The organism is Candidatus Thermodiscus eudorianus (assembly GCA_015521085.1).
GTDB classification, from domain to species: domain Archaea; phylum Thermoproteota; class Thermoprotei_A; order Sulfolobales; family Acidilobaceae; genus Thermodiscus; species Thermodiscus eudorianus.
The window spans coordinates 43046-63202 of sequence record WAOW01000004.1 but is presented as its reverse complement, the minus strand read 5'-3'; the positions used below and the strand labels follow the sequence as shown (position 1 = coordinate 63202).

Annotated in this window: 20 protein-coding genes; 8 read left to right on the top strand and 12 right to left on the bottom strand. The window is 55.8% G+C overall.

All coding sequences use genetic code 11. The features are described 5' to 3' along the window. Nucleotides 1-16: 16 nt before the first annotated feature. Nucleotides 17-367, bottom strand: coding sequence for a winged helix-turn-helix domain-containing protein (locus tag F7C38_02010; protein ID MCE4600328.1), 351 nt, complete (start codon nt 365-367; stop codon nt 17-19). Nucleotides 368-698: 331 nt separating this feature from the next. Here F7C38_02010 and F7C38_02005 point away from each other — a divergent pair, with 331 nt between their 5' ends. Beyond that, on the top strand, nt 699-1286 hold the full coding sequence (locus F7C38_02005; protein ID MCE4600327.1) for a DNA-3-methyladenine glycosylase: 588 nt from the start codon (nt 699-701) through the stop codon (nt 1284-1286). On the opposite strand, the gene F7C38_02000 is transcribed toward F7C38_02005, so the two are convergent. From F7C38_02000 to F7C38_01990, 3 genes are read right to left on the bottom strand one after another with little or no spacing between them, the layout of a single operon-like run. After that, complete coding sequence (locus tag F7C38_02000) at nt 1273-1536, bottom strand: hypothetical protein (protein MCE4600326.1); 264 nt, start codon at nt 1534-1536, stop codon at nt 1273-1275. The two genes, F7C38_02005 and F7C38_02000, sit on opposite strands and share 14 nt — an antisense overlap. A gap of 6 nt (nt 1537-1542) precedes the next feature. Continuing rightward, nucleotides 1543-2301 carry a sulfite exporter TauE/SafE family protein gene (locus tag F7C38_01995; GenBank protein MCE4600325.1) on the bottom strand — a complete coding sequence of 253 codons (759 nt, stop codon included), beginning with the start codon at nt 2299-2301 and terminating at the stop codon, nt 1543-1545. A 20-nt stretch (nt 2302-2321) separates the two neighbouring features. Further along, on the bottom strand, nt 2322-4406 hold the full coding sequence (locus F7C38_01990) for a phosphoadenosine phosphosulfate reductase family protein (GenBank protein ID MCE4600324.1): 2085 nt from the start codon (nt 4404-4406) through the stop codon (nt 2322-2324). Between the two features lie 92 nt (nt 4407-4498). On the opposite strand from F7C38_01990, the gene F7C38_01985 reads away from it, so the two are divergent. Continuing rightward, nucleotides 4499-4930 (top strand): DUF2286 domain-containing protein, encoded by a 432-nt coding sequence (locus F7C38_01985; GenBank protein MCE4600323.1) that lies wholly within the window; start codon nt 4499-4501, stop codon nt 4928-4930. On the opposite strand, the gene F7C38_01980 is transcribed toward F7C38_01985, so the two are convergent. Next, a complete protein-coding gene (locus F7C38_01980; protein MCE4600322.1) occupies nt 4917-5540 on the bottom strand; it encodes a hypothetical protein in 624 nt (207 codons plus the stop codon). The genes F7C38_01985 and F7C38_01980 overlap by 14 nt on opposite strands. 115 nt (nt 5541-5655) lie before the next feature. Here F7C38_01980 and albA point away from each other — a divergent pair, with 115 nt between their 5' ends. Next, nucleotides 5656-5958 carry a DNA-binding protein Alba gene (gene albA, locus F7C38_01975; GenBank protein ID MCE4600321.1) on the top strand — a complete coding sequence of 101 codons (303 nt, stop codon included), beginning with the start codon at nt 5656-5658 and terminating at the stop codon, nt 5956-5958. A gap of 341 nt (nt 5959-6299) precedes the next feature. Continuing rightward, nucleotides 6300-7937 carry a radical SAM protein gene (locus F7C38_01970; protein ID MCE4600320.1) on the top strand — a complete coding sequence of 546 codons (1638 nt, stop codon included), beginning with the start codon at nt 6300-6302 and terminating at the stop codon, nt 7935-7937. Here F7C38_01970 and F7C38_01965 read toward each other — a convergent pair. Next, nucleotides 7934-8170 carry a MoaD/ThiS family protein gene (locus F7C38_01965; GenBank protein MCE4600319.1) on the bottom strand — a complete coding sequence of 79 codons (237 nt, stop codon included), beginning with the start codon at nt 8168-8170 and terminating at the stop codon, nt 7934-7936. The two genes, F7C38_01970 and F7C38_01965, sit on opposite strands and share 4 nt — an antisense overlap. 110 nt (nt 8171-8280) lie before the next feature. Between F7C38_01965 and F7C38_01960 the strand changes: the two genes are divergently transcribed. Beyond that, on the top strand, nt 8281-8913 hold the full coding sequence (locus F7C38_01960; protein MCE4600318.1) for a hypothetical protein: 633 nt from the start codon (nt 8281-8283) through the stop codon (nt 8911-8913). Nucleotides 8914-9021: 108 nt separating this feature from the next. After that, entirely contained in the window at nt 9022-10848 is a 1827-nt protein-coding gene (locus tag F7C38_01955) for an aldehyde ferredoxin oxidoreductase family protein (GenBank protein ID MCE4600317.1), read from the top strand. Here F7C38_01955 and tfb read toward each other — a convergent pair. From tfb to deoC, 4 genes are all read right to left on the bottom strand, one after another. Further along, nucleotides 10845-11771 carry a transcription initiation factor IIB gene (gene tfb / locus F7C38_01950; GenBank protein ID MCE4600316.1) on the bottom strand — a complete coding sequence of 309 codons (927 nt, stop codon included), beginning with the start codon at nt 11769-11771 and terminating at the stop codon, nt 10845-10847. The two genes, F7C38_01955 and tfb, sit on opposite strands and share 4 nt — an antisense overlap. Nucleotides 11772-11879: 108 nt before the next feature. After that, complete coding sequence (gene mvk, locus F7C38_01945) at nt 11880-12854, bottom strand: mevalonate kinase (GenBank protein MCE4600315.1); 975 nt, start codon at nt 12852-12854, stop codon at nt 11880-11882. Continuing rightward, entirely contained in the window at nt 12851-14314 is a 1464-nt protein-coding gene (locus F7C38_01940) for a dihydropteroate synthase-like protein (GenBank protein ID MCE4600314.1), read from the bottom strand. The genes mvk and F7C38_01940 overlap by 4 nt, the downstream gene beginning before the upstream one ends. Beyond that, entirely contained in the window at nt 14314-15048 is a 735-nt protein-coding gene (deoC, locus tag F7C38_01935; GenBank protein MCE4600313.1) for a deoxyribose-phosphate aldolase, read from the bottom strand. The genes F7C38_01940 and deoC overlap by 1 nt, the downstream gene beginning before the upstream one ends. 151 nt (nt 15049-15199) lie before the next feature. Between deoC and F7C38_01930 the strand changes: the two genes are divergently transcribed. Further along, complete coding sequence (locus tag F7C38_01930) at nt 15200-16639, top strand: RtcB family protein (protein MCE4600312.1); 1440 nt, start codon at nt 15200-15202, stop codon at nt 16637-16639. 31 nt (nt 16640-16670) lie between these two features. Here F7C38_01930 and cyaB read toward each other — a convergent pair whose 3' ends face one another. Beyond that, nucleotides 16671-17195, bottom strand: coding sequence for a class IV adenylate cyclase (gene cyaB / locus F7C38_01925; GenBank protein ID MCE4600311.1), 525 nt, complete (start codon nt 17193-17195; stop codon nt 16671-16673). Nucleotides 17196-17312: 117 nt separating this feature from the next. Then, nucleotides 17313-19496: a CDC48 family AAA ATPase gene (locus F7C38_01920; GenBank protein MCE4600310.1), complete on the bottom strand. Its 2184-nt coding sequence runs from the start codon at nt 19494-19496 to the stop codon at nt 17313-17315. A 185-nt stretch (nt 19497-19681) separates the two neighbouring features. Between F7C38_01920 and ribH the strand changes: the two genes are divergently transcribed. Next, nucleotides 19682-20140 (top strand): 6,7-dimethyl-8-ribityllumazine synthase, encoded by a 459-nt coding sequence (gene ribH, locus F7C38_01915; protein MCE4600309.1) that lies wholly within the window; start codon nt 19682-19684, stop codon nt 20138-20140. The last annotated feature ends 17 nt before the right edge of the window (nt 20141-20157 follow it).

The window sequence follows — 20157 nt, the reverse complement described above, 5'->3', positions numbered from 1 at the left end:
TAAAATAATAAAATAGTTATATTTTGGTTAGGGGCTGGAGCTGCTCTATACACTGGCTGGCAAGCCTGGAGATACCGTCCTTCGAAAGCTTCGCCAGCTTCCTGGCTCTCCCGCGGCCTTTGACCACCTTGACTCTATCGGTCTCCACGACGCCTAGCGACTCTAGCTCGCTGACGATCCTCAGCGCCATCGCGTAGCTGACGTTTAGCCTCTCCTTGATGTCGCTGACCGTTAGCCCCTGCGGGTTATCCATCAAGAGCATTACTATTCTAGCCGAGACCTCTGGGTTTGCAGCTTTGAAGCAGTGGAGTAGGTGCCTCAGGGCCCTCTCAAGTTCTGCCTTATCTAACCCGACTTGTTTTGCCATTATTCATAACACCCCACTCATCCTCTAACACGTTCGCTTTACGCTTTCCACGTCATATTATGAGAATTCAAAGATTTTATTTGTTATTGAGTCATTATACATACATACTTCAATTACCTATCTACAATACAAACTTTACACATACTAATTGATAATGATTCATGGAATCATTTTTAAGATAAAAACCCTTCAAGCCCAAACAACCACTACCGGGAGGGATGAAGAGCCAACACCTAGCTGAAAACCACCGCACGTAGAGATGATGAATTCTCTGCGGCTCGACCCCCATAATACCCCATGGGGAGCCACCACGGGGGAGGGTGAGGGCCGCGTGATCAAAGGACTGGTCGAGAGGGAATGCCACGGATCCAGGTACCCAAAAGAATTCTACGCTAGGAGGCCCGATATAGTGGCCCGAGACCTGCTGGGGAGCCTCATAGTGGCTGGCTCTAGGACCTGTATAATAATCGAGACGGAAGCCTACTTTGGCGACTGCGACCCCGGTTCCCGTGCCAGCAAGTACAAGGGCGGAAGGATCAGGGAGAGGTTCTACGGGGAGCCCGGCAGGTTCCTGATATACGGGATGCACGGGTGGCTACTAACCAACATCGTATCACACGAGCCTGGTCGGGGAGGAGCAGTGTTGCTTCGATCGTGCTACTCGCCAGTTGATGGAGTAGTTGAGGGGCCTGGAAAACTGTCTCGGTACCTGGGTGTAGCTATGGAATACGATGGAGCTATAGTCGGAGGAAATAGCAGTCCGGGCGTGAGGTGTGGCTATAGGGCTAGGAGCCCGGTTAGGCTGTATCGCGTCAATGTCAGGGTGGATTTCGACGAGCCGTTTAGGTATGCTGATGGGGGGTTCTTTAGGCCCAGGCGTTATAGGCCGGAGAAGACTGTTGGGTTCACTTATTGTTGAAGAACCATCCATACTTGACTCCGACGAGAAGTATGACCTCTATGTAGAGTAAGATTGATGCCAGGCGGGCTCTCAGGGGGATACTATGGGTGAGGGAAGCCAATCCTATCAGTAGGTAGGGGACGGCCGCCACCGATACCACGATGACGCCACATATCCTGGAGGCCCCGTAGAGGGATGAGGCAAAGGCTATAATGGGGAGGTAGCGTGTCACAGCCCTCGACAGCGCCTCTGTATATCTCCCACCCAAGCATAGTCACCCCCTTACCACTACTACCACTGCCATGACCGCCAGGAATATTGAGAACGCGACTGTAATTGCTCTACCAGACAAGCGCACGCCAGTCGAGCTGCCAGCAAGGCCTCCTACCAGGGACCCCGCCAGGAGGGATAACGCTAGGCACGAGTTCATGTAGCCACTGGCGTAGTATCCGAGGGCGCTAGCCGCGCCCGTTATCCCGACCATAAGCTTGCTAGTCGCCACAGCCTCCTTGACGTCTATACCCAGTAGCCTATTCAAGACGGGGACCTTCAATATACCGCCGCCTATACCGGCTAGCGCGGACACTAGGCCGGCGGCGTACATGGCTGTAAACCCTATCACAGGCCTCCTCTTAGCCCTGCTCGAAGAGGCAGCGGCTTGTTTCAGAACCGCTGTCCTAGCCATGGACATGCTTATAACTACCAGAACCGCCGCCAGCGTGAGCCTCATTATCCTCTCGAACCCGGCGGTGGCTATCATCACCCCAGTAATACTCCCAGGTATCGTGACTGCCTCGGCGTAGATAGCGAACTCATAGTTGATCAGATTCCTCTCCTCGTAAACGTAGAGGCCGCCGATGCTGGTCCCGACTATTGCGAGTAAGCTCGCTGGTACGGCCGTCAATATATCATAGCCGGCCAACAGTAGTAGTGGAGTCATTAGGGAGCCACCGCCAACGCCTAGTACAGAGCCTAGGAAGCCCCCCAGGAAGCCGAAGGACAGGAAGATCACAGCGTCGAATAGGGTAGTCAACCGGGTACACCCACATTACCCTACCCGTTACCCTCCTCTTCCATAGCGAGGCCTGGAGGCATTGTCAGGGTATCCTCGTCGACCATCTTAGCATCGCTGCTCGGGATCTTGTAGCCCTTAAGCTCTAGGTACCTCCGTATAACGCTTTCCCTGCTCCTGCGTCCAGCCCTCCTCCAAGCGGTCGGCTCGCCCAGCGCCAGGGCCGAGTATATCCTCTCCACTGTCACATCGGCTAGGGGACAGTTGTCTAGGCAGAGCTTGCAGTGAATGCATGTTGCTTCATCGACTATAGGCCTGTACCCGTCTCCCTCCCTAACCACCTTTATAGCCCCCGTGGGACAGCTCGCCTCGCACGCTTTACAGCCTGCGCACGCATACCAGCGGAACGCCAGCTTTAGGGTGTCGAGAGCCAGCTCCCTGGCCAGGACCCCCTTAGCCCCCTCGACCTCTATCCTGTCTCCGGTGAAGACTACCTTGACCCGGGAGGGTCCCTTGAGGACTATCTCATCCTCTCTACGGGACTCTACCTTGAAGGATCCCAGCACAGTGTACTGGTCCTCTATACTCTCTACCGGGAGGGGCTCGTCTAGCTCGGCCCTGGCGCCCTCGCCGTAGGCGAAGTATTTGAGGGAGGGCCTCAGCCACTTCTTATAGTAGGACTTCCAGTCGCCTATGTTGAGGCCGATCCTCCGAGCCAGCCTCCCTTTTTGGGGCGCTGGGGTGAGCCACCTCCACAGGCCCTTCCGGACCCATAGCGTCGCAGAGGGACCCTCTAGCCCTATCCTCTCAGCCCATCTCCAAAGCACGCCCTCCCACTTCCTCCAGAGGTCCGGGTGTGTCTCCTCGACGTGCCTGTACTCTGCCGTGAAGGCTGCGGGACACATGAAGCATCCTATCCTGTCGAAGCCCCTCTCGTATAGCGGGTTGTAGGGGAGCCTCCTGGACCATATGTAGAGCCAGACCAGTAGCTGCGTCCAGTACTGTATCGGCGATATGTTTAGTATCTGGGGCAGCCACCTGTTCCTCCAGACGCGTGGACTCCTGGCCCTGTCGAGGCTTTCATAGGCTCTCTGGCCGACTATGTTGAGGGCCCCGTCTGGGAACCTCTCCTGGAGTAGCCTGGAGAGTGGTGCTAGCTTTGTAACCTTGCAACACCACCTATAGTCTTTGCCAGGCGGGCCGATGGCTTCTACGGCCCTCCAGAACGCGTCCCCCGCGTCGGCTACCAGTAGTTCGAGGCCCTTCTCCTCGACTATCCTGGCAACGGATTCCCTGGTCTCCGGTAGCTCTATTCCGGTGTCGTTGAATAGGACGTAGGGCTTTATCCCGGCCTCTAGCGTCAGGTTTAGCGCCGCTAGGCTATCCTTGCCCCCACTGTAGGATACAATGACTGGTTTATTCACCTTCTCGTTCATAACATGTATGAATTTGACCGCCCTGGCCGAGTGATAGTAGAGGTAGTAGTCGTTGGCTTTGATAACGTCGCTCCACGTAGACCTCCTCTTAGAGGCGTACGGCTCAGGGCGCCTCCAGAATATGGTATGGACCTTGACCTTACCACTCTCCGGGTGGACGTAGCCGATGCCTAGAGGCTCGCCTTCAACGTCTTCGAATGCAACCTGTGCCCCAGGGGGCAGGCCCAGGGTGTTCTCATAGATCCACTTCCTCTTCAGGGTCTTCGCGGAGCCGTTTACCTTGATCCTGGGTAGCGGTTCGAGGTGCCATACGCGGGCTATGCCTGGATAGGAGAAGCGGAACCTCCAATGCTCTACTTGAGGGTCCCAGTAGAGCCTTCCTATTATCCTGCCGTCGGCCACTACCTCGTACATTAGGTCCATGAAGGGCACCTTGTTGAAGACCACTACGCTGTATCCCCTGAGCATGTCGAAGCCGTTGAGGGATCCCGTCTCGAACCTGTACCCGTCTTCAAGCCGCTTCAAGTCGTAGCTGAAAGCAGGCCTCACGTCTCCTGGATCCGTCACGTTTACAAACTGGCCTCTACCGCCATCGGGGCACTCCCGGCCTACCATGGGTATGTTCAGCTCTTGGCACCAGTAGGTCTCTCCTCTCACCGGCCACGCGTCGGGCCCTCGGCTCCTCGCCACATACCTGCACCCTTGCCAGAGTCTGTTATCAAGGGTTATTACCTGGAATCTTAAACGCGGATTCCCGACTGGAGGCTTGGGTGGATAATCTGATGGAGACGATAGTTATCAGGGCGGAGTACGGTAAAGTCGTTGAATCCAGCGTCGTCGAGGGAGACCTCTACAAGGTAGTCAAGGAGGAGGCCCGACAGGCGCTGGAGGAGTGGCAGCCCGCGGCCAGTGACTTCGTCATCGCCAGGGACTTCAGGGAGGTCGAGATCAAGCTGCCTATAAACCCGGATCTCTACGATAGGCTCAGAGACATGGGAGTCCCCCTCTCTAGGTCTGGCGGCAAGGCTTACGCGACCATACCAATAGTCCTCATCAGCTTCGACAGCGAGATGATTAGCGAGGAGGAGTACCAGGAGAAGAAGATCTATATAATAGCTCCATACATCGATGAGGGCTTCAAGCTAGAGCTTGAGAAGGAGGCGGCTACACTAACGTCGCCCCGGGAGGCTCCGGAGGGGATCAGCGAGCTCTGAAGTGGATTGTCTCTTCGTCCCAGAGGACTCCACGGGCTAGGAGAGCCCTTATCCTGCCCGGAATAATGGGCTTGCCATCCTCGCTGCATGGATAGGAGAAGGGTAGTGTTATGGTCATCTGGTAGAGGGGCGTCTCTAGGGTGAACTCTCCCTTCTCGCAGAGGTTGAGGCGGTCCACGCCTACTCCATTCCTAACCTGGAGGGCCGCCCACACCGCGGTGTGTATACTCATCTGACTGGCTCCTAGCCTCCTCTTGGCCGCCCAGTCGAACATCGTCGAGAGGAGGATTCCCCGCATACGGGGCGGGTAGTCCCCCATTATCCCTCCTACTATGAAGGCTTCCGCAGCGGCTGCCTCCCAGGGCTGCAGGTCTCTCCCGGCCCATAGGTCTAGAACGATACTCTTAGGGTTATCGTACAGCTCCCAGCTGTGCTCCCATCTCCACCTGATGCCCTCCGCGTCCAGTAGCGCTTGCACTACCGGGTCTCTTACCCCTGTCACGACCAGGTCCAGCCCGGCTTCAACGGCCTCGTCCCTGGCTACGGCATACTCGGCTATCAGCCACCTGGTCGGGTGTTCCTCCATGTGTTCTATTACTACCAGGGCCATGGTTTCATCCCTGCATTGGTCTCTGGCGCCGGAGTTACATTTTTATATGAGGCTTTTCTTCACCTTGAAACAGCCCACAGAATACTAGGGCAGAAGGACAAAGAGGTGGACACAGATGGTATGTGAGGGAGCACCTGAGGTAAGGATCGGTAGGAAGCCCGTAATGAACTACGTACTGGCCATCCTGACGACCCTCATGGAGCAGGGCGTCGACAAGGTGGTAGTCAAGGCAAGGGGCCGCAACATCAACAAGGCCGTAGACGCCGTCGAGATAGTGAGGAACAGGTTCGCCAAGAACGTCAAAGTAGAGGCCTGCGAGATCGGCAGCCACGAGATAACAGTGACCGACCCCAACACCGGCCAGCAGAGGACCAGGAGAGTCAGCAGCATCGACATCTGCATCGCCAAGGAAGCCTAACGCCCCTAAATCCCTATCCAGGAAAGACACTAGGGGAGGCAACAAAACGCGATTTTTCTAGGAAATCACTAGCCACCCCATACTAGTCCTCTCAACACGGTTACAAGCCAACAGTCCATGGTCTCACCGGTAAACGCTAAACTAGGAGTATCTAGGCCGGGAGAGGCCCGGTCACGGCAATCCCCGCGAGAAGCCACGGGGCCTCCCGGGCCCACCCATAGAGAACTGTTCTCATGGCACGGTTATATAGTGTTAACCCTGGGGGCCCTCATCGACATCCATATGGAGTCTGATATAAACAAGTCTAGGCACGGTGTGTGCGATAGGCGGGTACGCGGGGTTTGAGGGTAGCCATAGTAGATGGATATAATGATGAGCCCGGAGGGCTGGGGGTCCCTCCCTACGTAGACGTATATCCGAGGCTCATAGCCGGTAGTATATGGCTGGTGGACAAGACTGCTAGGGTCGATTACATAACTGTAGACCAGTTCAGGAGGAATGAAGACCTGCTAGCTAGGAGGATGCATGGATACGACATAGTCGTTTTCATAGCAGGCGTGGTAGTGCCGGGCAAATATATCGGAGGGACCCCGGCGAGGCCCGTGGAACTAGCTCGATGGGCTAGGTCTATAGAGGGACCCCTAAAGATCCTAGTGGGCCCGGCGGCGAGGTGGGGCATGGGCTTCGAGGGAGGTAAGCCAGCCTATCCTCCACGGTATTTCACGGATTCGGGCTTCGATATACTGGTTAGGGGTGACTTAGAGGAGTACTTCTACGACCTAGCCCGCCACGGGCCAGAGAAGGCCAACCCGTACCGCCTGCGCAGGGACTATAGACTCTACGAGGAGGCTGCTAGGCTAGGCTCCCGGATAGTGCGGCAGCACCCAAGGCTCGGATGGGGCCTCATAGCGGAGATCGAAACCTACAGGGGCTGTGCCAGGTGGGTCAGCGGAGGCTGCAGCTTCTGCGTTGAGCCGTTGAGGGGTAGGCCTATCCAGAGGGACCCTAGGGATATAGTGAACGAGGTCGAGGCCCTCTATAGATGGGGCGTACGTGCCTTCCGGCTGGGGAGGCAGGCCGACATACTCGTCTACGGCTCGGAGGAGCTGGCTGGTGCAGAGTGGCCGAAGCCTAACCCGGAAGCCCTGAGGAGGATCTTCCACGGCATAAGGACAGTGTCCCCGGGGCTTGAGGTATTACACATAGATAACGTTAACCCGGGGACTATAGCCCGCCACCCCGAGGAGAGCCTGGAGGCGTTGAAGATCATAGTAGAGTACCACACCGACGGGGACGTCGCTGCCATGGGCGTCGAGACAGCGGATCCCCGCGTCGCCGAGGCTAACAATCTGAATACGACTCCCGAGGAGGCCCTATACGCCATAGAACTGGTTAACAAGATCGGCCAACGCAGGGGTCCCTCGGGGCTACCGCACCTACTGCCCGGGATAAACTTCATACTGGGCCTGCCCGGCGAGACTAGCGAAACCTACAGGCTCAACCGCCTCTTCCTAGAGGAACTCCTCCGGAGGAACCTGCTCGTGAGGAGAGTCAACATACGGCGCCTCCTACCACTCCCGTCAACACGCGTGTCCAGGATGAAGCATGGCATACGGGGGAGACGCGAGAAACATGCCAGGAGCTTCGTACACTGGGTTAGGAGCTTCTTCGACAGGGAGATGCTTAGGAGGATTGCGCCGCGGGGCACGTTGCTCCGGGGTCTTTGGGTCGAGGAGTGTAGTGGTGCAGGTTACTGCTATGCGAGGCAGACTGGGAGCTATCCCTTGACCGTGATGATACCCTGCAGGAGCCTCTATAGACATGAGTTCCTCGACAGGGTCGTGGTTACCGGAGTTCACTCCGCCAGGAGCCTTGAGGGCCTACCAGTGCCAGTCGCCCCGGGGTCCCGAAGGAAAGTGCTGGCAAAGGCCAGGGAGCTAGGCATAGTTAGAGGTGGGCCGTGGAGCCGTCTTTGCTAGCTGGGCTGGCCCCCGCTTATGTGTGGTAGAACGGATATTGTATCTCCGTCCTGTACTTCCTCGTCGGGCTTCGCGGGCCTCCCATTCCTCAGTATCACTAGGTCCTCGATGCTGACATCTGGAGGGAGCTTGATTACATCCCTTATCCTCGACCCCTCAGCGGCGTTAACTACTTGCTCTCGGCCTCCTGCATAGTCGGAGAGGTATCCGAAGTACTTTACAATGACCCTCATAGTCCTTACCCTCTCCGTATTGGATGGTCCTGGAGACGGTTATCTATTTACGTATGCATTAAAGCTCGGAGACGAACACCCTCATATGGGATCGTGCGAGGGTTTTGGCCTTGGGTGAACCACCTAGGAAGTATATAGAGATGTATTTCCTGGAGCGCCGGCGCATCGTAGAGGCCCTATTGAAGGCTAAGGGAATGGACGAGATAGGGGATCTTATCTATAAAAACTCGCTGCTATTAGCGCCTACTGTAGCTACCTGTGGGCCCGCTGGGGTTAACGCTGCGCCGTTTATGGTCTCCTTTACAGTGAAGGACGAGTATATGGATGAGGCTATCTCGAAGATGAAGAGTATAATAGAGAGTATGTATGGTGGTGGATGGAGGGCTATGGGAGCTGCTGCAAGGTTTCTGTTGGAGTACGTCTACAATATTGAGAGGAGTAACCCACTGGTCCTAGTGTCGCATCTAATGAGTAAGGGCCACACTTACCGTAACATCATGGAGACGGGGAAGGCAACCATATCGATCCTCATCCCGCCGGACCGCGGGGCTTTCGAGTTGAGGACGAGGGCAGAGATAATAGAGGAGGGACCCCTATACGAGTACGCTAACCTCCTCCACGACCTGGTACACGTCGCCCCAGAGGGGGAGAGGCACCACCCCTGGTATCCAGCGATCGTGTTTAGAGTAGAGGAGATCTATGATAATAGCTATCAGAGGCTAGGGGAGAGGATTTACCCCTAGAGTACTTTGGGGTCCCTCTAAGCCCATATTATTTCACCCTTTAATACTCGTACAGCCACCCATTATAGATGGCGTCAGCTATTATATCGTGTACCGGAGGGGTGTCTATTGCCTAAGGGATGGTGGGGTAGGCTACTCTGGATAGACCTGTCGAGGAGGGAGGCCAAGAAGGTCGAGTACCCGGCTGAGTGGGCTATAGACTATCTCGGTGGCAGGGGCCTCGCGGCCAGGATCCTGTGGGAGCACTTGAAACCGGGCGTGGACCCGCTCTCGCCCGATAACCTGTTGATTCTAGCCGTGGGCCCGCTCACTGGCTTGCCCCTGCCGAGTAGTGGTAAGATGATCGTCGCCGCTAAGAGCCCGTTAACCGGGGGCTATGGCGATGGAAACATTGGCAGCTGGGCTGGAGTCCACATGAGGCAGGCTGGATGGGATGCGATCGTGTTTGAGGGGGCCGCGGCTAAGCCCACGGTCGTCTATATCGAGGACGACAACGTCGTGTTTGACGACGCAGAGGATCTATGGGGGTTAAACACCTGGGACACCGAGAAGAAGCTTAAGGAGCGTTACGGTAAGAACGTCGGCATGCTGGAGATCGGCCCAGCTGGCGAGAACCTCGTCAGGTATGCCACGGTCATTAGCCAGGAGGGTAGAAGCGCTGGTAGGCCCGGTATGGGGGCTGTCATGGGCTTCAAGAAGCTGAAGGCTGTCGTTGTAAAGGGTACGAAGAAGGTGGAGCTCCACGATCCTAAGAGGGTTAGGAGTGAGGGCGCCAAGGCCTATATAGACGTCAAGAAGTCCAGGGCGTACGACTTCTGGATGCGGCAGGGTACCATGATGACCGTGGACTGGGCCCAGGAGGCCAGCGTGCTACCGACCTATAACTTCAGCGAGGGTGTATTTGATGGTTACAAGGGGATAAACGGCTATACCATGGAGGAGATGAAGATAGACCAGAGGGGATGCCCGTACTGTAACATGGTATGTGGTAACGTGGTGAAGGATGCTGAAGGCTATCCGAGCGAGCTGGACTATGAAAACGTGGCTATGCTAGGTTCAAACATAGGCATAGACGATCTATCCAAGGTCGCCGTATTGAACAGGCTAGCAGACCTGGCGGGAATAGACACTATAAGCCTGGGATCAGTCCTAGCCTGGGCCACTGAGGCGAGCGAGAACAAGCTGATAGAGGAGAAGCTAGAGTGGGGTGACTATGAAGCCTACAAGGCACTCATTGACGATATAGTGCATAGGAGGGGGAGCCTGGGCGAGCTCCTCGCCAAGGGAGTCGCAGGAGCCTGTAAGGAGAAGGGTGGCTGCGACTTCGCGATACACGTGAAGGGGCTAGAAGTCAGCGCCTACGACTGCCATGCCGCGCCTGGCATGGCCCTAGCATATGGTACCAGCCCGATTGGGGCTCACCATAAGGATGCATGGGTCATAAGCTGGGAGGTGGCCACCGATAGATTCGCGTATAGCAGGGAGAAGGCGGCGAAGGTCATAGAGTTGCAGCGGATACGTGGAGGGCTATTCGAGAGCTTCGTAGCCTGTAGGCTCCCGTGGGTCGAGGTTGGCCTGAGCCTGGATTACTATCCGAGGATCCTGACAGCGGCTACCGGAGTATCCTATGGATGGGACGAGCTATATGCTGTGGCTGATAGGATCTATGCCCTGGTCAGGGCGCTGTGGATACGTGAACTGGGCTCCTGGAGCAGGGACATGGATATGCCCCCCGTGAAGTGGTTTAAGAAGCCTCTAACCAGGGGCCCGCTAGCCGGCGCTAAGCTAGACTATGACAAGTACCAGGAACTGTTGAACTACTACTACGAGCTCAGAGGATGGGACGAGAGGGGAGTGCCGAAAAAGGAGACGTTGGAGAGGTTAGGGCTCGGTTTCACTGTAGAGGTCCTCGACAAGATAGTCGGGTTGAACTAGATTACATAACCCTCCTCGCGGAGCATTTTATCAATTTCCTTATATCTATTTCTCACGGTGACCTCGGTTACACCAGCCACCTGAGCGACCTCCTTCTGAGTCTTCCTGATCCCCTGCTTCAAGGCCGCTAGATATACCGCAGCAGCCGCTAGCCCGGAGGGGTCTTTACCGGCCGTCAAGCCCTTGCTCCTGGCCATCTTGACTATCTTGATGGCCTCAGCCACCACTGGGTCCGGCAGGCCCAGAGCGGAGGCGATCCTGTAGACGAACCTCTCAGCGTCTATAACAGGGATCCTAATGTCCAGGTGCCTCACTAGGAGCCTGTAGTTCCTCGCAACCTCCCTCTTCGCATCGATCTCCCTCATACTCAGGTTCTTCGCTATATCGTCGAGTGTGCAGGGGTACCTGTGTTTACGGCACGCTGCGTATAGGGCTGCCGCAACCATGCTCTCGATGCTGCGCCCTCTTGTTAAGCCCTTGTTAGCCGCCTCCCTGTAGAGCCTCGCGGCCTCCTCCTTGATCTGTCTCGGCAGCTCTAGCCGGGCTGATATATCGTCTATGTATCTAAGTGCTTGGTTGATGTTCTTCTCTAGACTGGTTAGGGCGGCTTTACCCCTCAAGCCCCTGGTCCTAAGATAGTCGAGCCTCTTGGAGAGGCCGCGTATGCGGCCTCCCCTCGACGCCGATATGTATACGTCTACTCCTAGGTTTGGCTTTGAGAATTGTATGGGGCTTCCTACTCTAGTCCTCCTAGCCCTCTCCTCTGGCGTGTAGGCCCTCCATTCCGCCTCGTCGCCTATCATATCCTCTTCTATGACTTCGCCGGTCTCTATGCATATCTTTATTCCCCTAGCAGGGTCGTATGCTATCTTGTCGGGAGGACACTTGCTTTTTCTATGGTCGTTTTCAAATGATTCTTCCAAGCAGACCACCTCCTAGACCGGGTTTATAAGGAGTATGCCTGGGTATTACGGGGCGCAATCCTTTTATCCCCCTAGCTAATCGACTACTAGTCTTTATATACTTTTCGGCTAGGCCTCCTCGACTCTAGCCCCCTCAACCCCAATCTCAACGTCATGAACACTCCTAACATAGCCCCTGACAGCATCGACGACCCGGTCAACGTCGGACTCCCAGACCAGGGCGATAACAGAGCCGCCCCATCCAGCGCCGGTCAACTTGGCCCCAAGAGCTCCACTCTCTCTAACCCTGAAAACCACCTTCTCGATGACGCCGCTGGAGGCGCCGACCGAGTTAAGCAGCCCCTGGTTGAGGTCCATCAACAAGCCAAGCTTCACAGCATCGCCGGACTCAAGGGCCTCTAGAGCTAGATCTATGATCCCGTCAGCAGCCTCGTATATCAACCGGCTAACCGGCCAAGTCCTATCAGCGACCCTCAACACGTGCTCTACCACGCGGCGGGTATCCCTCGAAACACCAGTATCCAATACAAGGAGCCTTGACCCGCTGGGAAGCCTTATATCAACCTGCTCGAACCCCGACCCCCTCCTATATATGAGGCCTCCCCCATAGACTGCGATGGTGTTGTCTACGCCGCTAGGGTTCCCATGGGCAACCTTCTCGGCCTCATAGGAAGCCTTCAGTAAATCCCCGCGGGACAGGGGGTCCCCCAAGAAGCTCGTATAGGCCAGAGCATAGGCCGCCGCTAGGCTAGCGCTAGAGCCGAGGCCAGCGCCGACTGGAAGCCTGCTTTCAACGTAGACCTCGTGTGGGACTATCTGGAAACCCATCTCGTCGCGGAGGTAGGATAGCATCCTGGCTAGGGGGGCCAGTCTATCGTCTCCGTATTCTAGTGTGCCGGGGTTGATCCAGGAGTTAACGTTAGCCAGAGGGCTGTGAAATCGTATCTTCCCCCCAGTATGCTCTCGGACGATGGCCTTTACGCGGAGGGATATAGCCGTCGCCAGGCTCCTAGACCCCTTCACCACGAAATGCTCCCCGAATAGAATAACCTTTCCGGGGGCACTGGCGGCCGACTGCCTCAATCCTCCCACACCATCCTCATTATCTCGCTATCCTGTATGTATGTTCTACCCGTCCGGAGGGCCAACTCGGCCTTAGCCAACTCCTCTCCCAGATAAGCGGCGTGCTCCGGGGTTAGATCGATCTCCCTGGCTATCGCCCTCGCCAGGATCCTAGCTTTTCTCGAAGCAAACCTGGCTATGCGCCTACCCTGCCTGTACTCTACTAGTATCATGCCGCGCTCGTGATCTACTTCTATCCTGAAATACCCCCTGTCCATCGCCGGCTCTATCCACTCGTCCACGATCCGAGCGTCCTCTACGGGGATCGTTGGCTTCGGCGGCGGCTCCAGTTGCTTGACTACGAGGAGCCTTGACCCGAGCATGTGGGGCTGGCTCCTCCTACTCCACGCGGCATAGCTCAGTTTCAGGGCTTCACGAGCCTCCGCGACGGAGTGAATCGTCTTATACGAGTCCTCCACTACTAGGAATACAGAGGCTCTAAGCTCTACCGCCATTGCAGCCAGCAACGCGTATACCCCATGTGTATCGGCGTCGAGGACCGTTGCCACGTTGGCCGCCGAGAACAGCATTGGAGTATCCAGAGGGTAGGCTGAGTTGTACCGGCTACTTGTGGAGGAGTAGTCTATCAGCGGGAGCCCAACCACGGGATCCACTATCAGCCTCTCGAACCCCCTCCTCCTGTAGAGCTCCACCGCCTCGGCGAGGAGCCTGACGTCCCTCTCCCCTAGGATCACAACACTATCCTTCTCCACGGAGTCCAGGTAGGAGCGGCTCTTGGCTGCTGATATCGATATACCCGAGGCCCCGGCACTTACGGCTTCGCGGGCCATGCGGGGTGTGGGTGCCTCGCTTAAAACCGGCACGTCCACCCTATCCAAGACCCTCCTTATCCTTACCGCGAGATCCCTAGTCTTCGATGATGCGCCCAGGACAAGTAGACTAGCCCCCTCTTCAACATACCTCTCAGCCACCTCCACGTAGTTCCCCGTGTCTGGCGGGATCTCCGCGGCTAGGACTAGTGGGGGACCCCTGCTTGGTACCGCCACGCTCCCTATGTTGAAGGCTGTATGCTCGGGCTCTATCTCTGGCGGCTCCACGTCCAGGATCTCCTCGGCCGGCTTCAGCGTGTCCAGCTTTGATCCCGCCGCGATGTGGGATATCACTAGCGGGAGGAGTCCGGGGTCGCGCGATGCCTTGTAAACAGGCTTCCCCAGCTCGTCGGCTATGGGGCTTACGTCCCCTTCTATAGTGCCTGGTACTAGTATTATGTCGGCGTCCTTTACCGCCTTCCTGTGCCGGTCTATCAGCCTCTTCAGCTTGTTGGCGTCGAGCATTCCGATGGCTGGTATCGGCAGTACTATTATCTGGGCAGATACCTTGGGGTTCCCCTTTACACGCGAGGCTATTATCTCCTCGATCAGCGGCGCCGCCGTCCTGCTAGTTATTAATGCCACCTTCACTACTTTACCAGCCTCTTGTAAGTCTCTATAACGCGGGGCCCGCTACTGGTTCCGATGACGTGCGCCCCGCTTGCGAGCGCGAGGAATGCGTCTATGGCCGTCCTTATACCACCGGCCGCCTTCACTTGTAGGCTGTATTGTTTAGCCAGGCTTGATACCCGGAGGACTGTGAAGGGGTCTCCCCCCTTAGAGTAGACTCCGGTGCTGGTCTTCACATAGTCCGCCTTTGCGTCTGCTACGGTTCTTACCGATAGGGCTAGGGTATTATCGTCTAGTAGTGGGGCCTCTATTATCACTTTCACGTGGCCTACCCCGCTCTCCCTGGCGTGTGATACTAGCTCTGCGAGCTCCTCTTCTACCTCGGGCTTATCGCCCGCGATGATGGCTTGGATGTTGGCGACTATATCGATTCCGTCGACTATGTCTGCTACACTGTCTATCTCGTGTAGCTTTGCCTTCACGGGCTGGAACCCTGAGGGGAAGCCTATGACGGTGCAGAGCTTGACTCCTGCATTGCTAGCCTCTTTGTAAAGCCTCCTTGCATGGTATGGTGATAACATGGCGCACCTGAAGCCGTAGTCGGCTGTTTCCCCTATGACCGCGAGCCCCTTCTCTATGCCTGCGGATGGCGATAGTAGGGTGTGTTCTATCACTCTGGCCAGCTTCTCCGGGCTATCGTATCTCTTCACCATGTTCTCCAGGGCCTCTACTAGCGCTAGACTGCCCTCCTTCATGCCTGGATACCCCATCCATGCCAGTTGTCTCCTTTAAAGCCTATATCCCTAAGTTTCCGGAGTCTCCCTTCTTCAACGAGGCACTATGCGGGGATTATTTAAACCGATATCGCCCCAGATATTGTTAAGGATGAGAGACATGAGCCAGAACATACCACTCAGAAGGATAGACAAATACACCTGGAAGATCCCGGAGGACGCGAAGAATTGTATGAGGGTCCCCTCCATAATATACGCGGACGACTTCCTACTCGAAAAGATGAAGAGCGACCTCACACTAGTCCAGGCGTCAAACGTGGCCTGCCTGCAGGGAATCCAGAAATACTCGATAGTAATGCCCGATGGCCACCAGGGCTACGGGTTCCCCATCGGCGGAGTAGCCGCGATGGACCCAGAGGAGAATGGTGTGATAAGCCCTGGAGGGGTCGGGTACGATATCAACTGTGGAGTGAGGCTGCTAAGGACTAACCTGACGGAGGAAGACGTGCGTCCCCGGCTACGTGACCTGATCGACTCACTCTTCTACAACGTTCCCAGCGGGCTTGGAAGCACCGGTAAGCTGAGGCTAAGCATCCAGGAGCTTGACAAGGTGCTCAACGAGGGCGTCGAGTGGGCTATCGGCAAGGGCTATGGCTGGAGTGAGGATCCGGAGCATATCGAGGAGAGGGGGAGCTGGAGGCTAGCCGACGCTAGCAAGGTCAGCAATGCCGCTAAGAGGAGGGGGGCTAACCAGCTCGGAACGCTGGGGAGCGGAAACCATTTCCTGGAAGTCCAGGTTGTCGACAAGGTGTTCGACGAGAGGTTCGCTAAAGCGCTGGGACTCTTCGAGGGTCAAGTCACGGTTATGATACACACCGGAAGCCGTGGGCTCGGACACCAGGTTGCGAGCGACTACTTGATGATTATGGAGCGGGCTATGAGGAAATATGGCACCATACCGCCCGATAGGGAGCTCGCCAGCATACCCTTCAATTCCCCCGAGGCCCAGAACTACGTGAGGGCCATGGCTGCCGCAGCTAACTTCGCCTGGACCAATAGGCAGCTCATAACCCATTGGACTAGGGAGTCGTTCCGCCAGGTTTTCCGCAGGGATCCCGACCAGCTGGGCCTTGAGATCGTGTACGATGTAGCCCATAACATCGCTAAGATAGAGGAGCACGACGTTGATGGGAAGAGGAAGAGGCTAGTCGTGCATAGGAAGGGGGCCACAAGGGCCTTCCCGCCGGGCCACCCAGAGATACCGAAGGACTACCGCGATGTGGGACAACCAGTGCTCATACCGGGTAGCATGGGTACCGCAAGCTATGTGTTAATCGGGTCGCCGAGGGGGGCTAAGAGCTGGTATACCTCGCCTCACGGGGCTGGTAGGTGGATGAGCCGGGCAAAGGCCAAGAGGACTAGAAGGTACCATGAAGTGTTACAAGACCTCCAGTCTAAGGGCATCTACCTAAGAGCCAGTAACAGAGCCACGGTTGTAGAGGAGATGCCGGAGGCCTACAAGGACGTTGACAGGGTAGCGCGGGTCGCCCATGAAGTCGGCATCGGACTATTAGTAGCTAGGCTGAGGCCTATTGGCGTGACCAAGGGGTAGAGGCCCTTAGAGACGCCGGAGTACCAAGCGGCTAATTCGCCCCCTCTAGCCTGGCGATCATTTCTGCATATGTCTCCTTAACATATTCTCCCTTGACGCCTAGCTCCTCGACAACCTGCTTTATACCCGCTGGGTTGTCACCTTCTATCTCGACGAAGCATCCTAGCCTTTGGACTCGGTCTAGGGTTACAGTCGTGCCGTGTAGCTCTACGTATGTCCTGTCCTTGGTGACCGTTGCCATGGGTTTGAACCCGATCTCCTCAAGGAGTTTTTCTATATCGCCTCCGCTGACCTCAACTATTATCTCGACGCGCTTCTTGATATCCCCTCTATTGTCTATCCGGGGCCCCTTGTAGGTCAACGAATACTTGGTCCCGTCTATAATACGTACCCTCAGGGCTTCATCAGTCTCCACGAAGTCCCTGCAGGGGTGTTGATAGTAGATGTCAACTTCACGTCGTCTTCCAATGAGCCTGCCGCCTAGCTCCAATGCTTTCTCCAGTATAGCTTCCAGCCCGTCACAGTCCACCCGGATCTTCGCTTCGACCTCATACATGAAGATCTCCAGTGGCACTCGAAGTGGATTAGGTACCCTATCTAAGCCTTTCCAAAAATATTAGGGGATGAAGGGTTTAATATGGAGGAGATGATGTTCTTTTCCTGGGCATCCTCTCTATCCTAGGCTGAGCTTCTTGAGCTCGCGGGCCATCCTCTCGTAGCGTTTTACGTCTTCTGGGGTCAGGCTTGGCGGGACCCTCTTCAGTGCCTCCATGAAGTGCTTCATCTCGACGGGGCCTACTTCTAGTTTCTCCCTGAGTTTTATCATTACAGCCTCCCTGACCACGGCCTCTATGTCGGCGCCCGTGTATCCTTCTGTGAGCTCGGCCAGCTTATCCAGGTCCACGTCATCAGCCAACGGCACCTTCCTAGTATGGACCTTGAATATCTGCTTCCTTGCCTCCTTGTCCGGCGGTGGCACGTAGATCAGCCTGTCGAACCGGCCGGGCCTTAGTAGGGCTGGGTCTATTATGTCGGGCCTGTTGGTCGCCGCGATGACCACCACGTTCTGGAGGGGGACTATGCCGTCTAGCTCTGTCAGTAGCTGGTTGACTATCCTGTCTGTCACGCCGCTCGTGTCATGCCTGAAGCCGCGGGCTGGGGCTATTGCGTCTATTTCGTCGAAGAACACGACCGTCGGGGCGACCTGCCTGGCCCTCTCGAAGATCCTCCTAACAGCCTTCTCGCTTTCTCCTACCCATTTGCTTAGTACTTCTGGGCCCCGCACTGCTATGAAGTTAGCCCCACTCTCAGTCGCAACAGCCTTAGCGAGAAGAGTCTTACCAGTACCAGGAGGACCAAACAAAAGAATACCACGAGGAGGCTTAATACCCATTTCCTCGAAGACCTTGGGGTATTTGAGCGGCCATTCGACGGCTTCGCGTAGCTCTTGCTTTACGTTCTCTAGGCCTCCTATGTCCTCCCACTTGACCTGTGGTACCTCTACGAATACCTCTCTGATCAGGGTTGGCCTCACTAGCTTCATAGCCTCTAGGAAGTCTTTCATAGTGACTTTCAGTTCCTTGAACACGCTCGTGGGTATAGTCTCTTTTGTGAGATCTATCTTGCCAGACTTTATGAATCTCCGTAGGGCAGCCATAGCGGCCTCCTTGGCCAGCGCTGCTAGGTCTGCGCCCGTGTAGCCGTGGGTCATCTCGGCTAGCTTATCTAGGTCCACGTCATCAGCTAGTGGCATGTGCCTTGTGTGGACTTTTAGGATCTCTATCCTTGCACGTTTGTCGGGGGGTCTGATCTCGATTTCTCTGTCGAACCGGCCGGGCCTCCTCAGAGCCGGGTCTACTGCGTCGGGCCTGTTGGTCGCCGCGATAACTATCACCCGGCCTCTCTCTTTCAGGCCATCCATTAGCGTTAGGAGCTGTGCTACGACTCTCTTCTCGACTTCTCCTGTTACTTCTTCTCTCTTCGGTGCTATTGCGTCTATCTCGTCTATGAATATTATGCTTGGCGCGTTCTCCTCGGCCTCCTTGAAGATCTCCCTAAGCCTCTGCTCACTCTCACCATAAAACTTACTCATAATCTCAGGACCATTGATCGAGATGAAGTATGCTCCTATCTCGTTGGCTAGAGCTTTGGCGAGAAGAGTCTTACCAGTACCAGGAGGACCATACAAGAGGACACCCTTAGGAGGCTCGATGCCCAGGTGCTTGAAGAGTTCTGGGTATTTCATGGGGAGTTCCACGATCTCTCTTATCCTCTCCTTGGCCTCTTCTAGGTCGCCTATGTCCTCCCATGTTACCTTGGGGACTCCTCTGGCTCTAGCGACTTCCTCGGCCTTTACTGGCTTCTCTTTAATGTTGATTTCCGTCCTCTCGGTGACGTAGACCATCTGGGCTGGCTGCGTTGATACTACGGCTAGCGGTATGCCTTCTAGGAGTGGTACTACTATGATCTCTCCTCTGGCTATAGGTTTCCTCAACAGGAACTCCTTTACGTAGGCCACGAAGTCGGGGCCGAATCTTATGGGTTCCAGCGGTGCCAGCACTACTTTCTGTGCAGGCTCGACTTTGGTGGCCTTGTATACCGTGACAGTATCCCCGATTCCGACTCCTAGAGCGGCTCTCAAGTAGCCGTCTATCCTTATGATATCCTTGCCCTCGTCTTCTGGTCTAAGGGGCCATACTGACGCGACTACGTCGTGTTCCTTGCCGCTGATCTTTATGTAGTCGCCTGTTTCTACGCTGAGTGATTTCATGGCCTTCCTGTCTATCCTGGCTATCTTCCTACCGACATCTCTATGGTAGGCCTCAGCTACCCTTAGGGTTAAGCCATCTATGCTCATCGTCGACACCCTGTCTCTAATGGTGTCGTGGGGTAGATAAATCTTTGGAATAAGGGGCTCGGGCCCGCGCGGCGTCGTCATACAATAGCCTCGGCCCTGCTATGCCACCTCATAGCCCGTCTCTCTGCCTAGTATAATAATGATATATTCCTTATTAGGGGATTCTAGCGCTGGTGTGGAGAGAGTTGGCTAGAATACGCCTCGGCATAGTGGTTGCTGAGTTCAACTACGACGTCACACGGCTAATGTTAGAGAAAGCCATTAGCCATGCCAAGTTCCTTGGCGCTGAGGTCGCAATCGTCTTCAAAGTACCTGGTACCTTCGATATCCCATACGGGGTATCCTCGATCATAGGCAAGGACTATGTCGATGCCATCGTCGCCCTTGGAGCGGTTATTGAGGGGGAAACCGAGCATGACGAGGTAGTAGCCCACCAGGCCGCAAGGAAGATCGTGGACCTCGGAGTCGAGCATGGGAAGCCCGTGTCACTTGGAGTCATCGGCCCTGGAGCAACTAGGATGCAGGCCCTTGAGAGAGCCGAGGAATACGCTAGAAGGGCCGTGGAAGCTGCTGTCAAGCTGGCTAGGAGGATGAAGCTTGCAGAGGAGGCCACGTATAACGGTGAGATGATCGAGGTCGAGTAGGCCAAAGATGCCTATCT

Coding starts and splice junctions, on each gene's coding strand:
- F7C38_01980 (MCE4600322.1), bottom strand. CDS start 5,540: ATGGCCCTGGTAGTAATAGAACACATGGAGGAACACCCGACCAGGTGG.
- F7C38_01920 (MCE4600310.1), bottom strand. CDS start 19,496: ATGAGCATAGATGGCTTAACCCTAAGGGTAGCTGAGGCCTACCATAGA.
- F7C38_02010 (MCE4600328.1), bottom strand. CDS start 367: ATGGCAAAACAAGTCGGGTTAGATAAGGCAGAACTTGAGAGGGCCCTG.
- F7C38_01985 (MCE4600323.1), top strand. CDS start 4,499: ATGGAGACGATAGTTATCAGGGCGGAGTACGGTAAAGTCGTTGAATCC.
- F7C38_01965 (MCE4600319.1), bottom strand. CDS start 8,170: ATGAGGGTCATTGTAAAGTACTTCGGATACCTCTCCGACTATGCAGGA.
- albA (MCE4600321.1), top strand. CDS start 5,656: ATGGTATGTGAGGGAGCACCTGAGGTAAGGATCGGTAGGAAGCCCGTA.
- cyaB (MCE4600311.1), bottom strand. CDS start 17,195: ATGTATGAGGTCGAAGCGAAGATCCGGGTGGACTGTGACGGGCTGGAA.
- deoC (MCE4600313.1), bottom strand. CDS start 15,048: ATGAAGGAGGGCAGTCTAGCGCTAGTAGAGGCCCTGGAGAACATGGTG.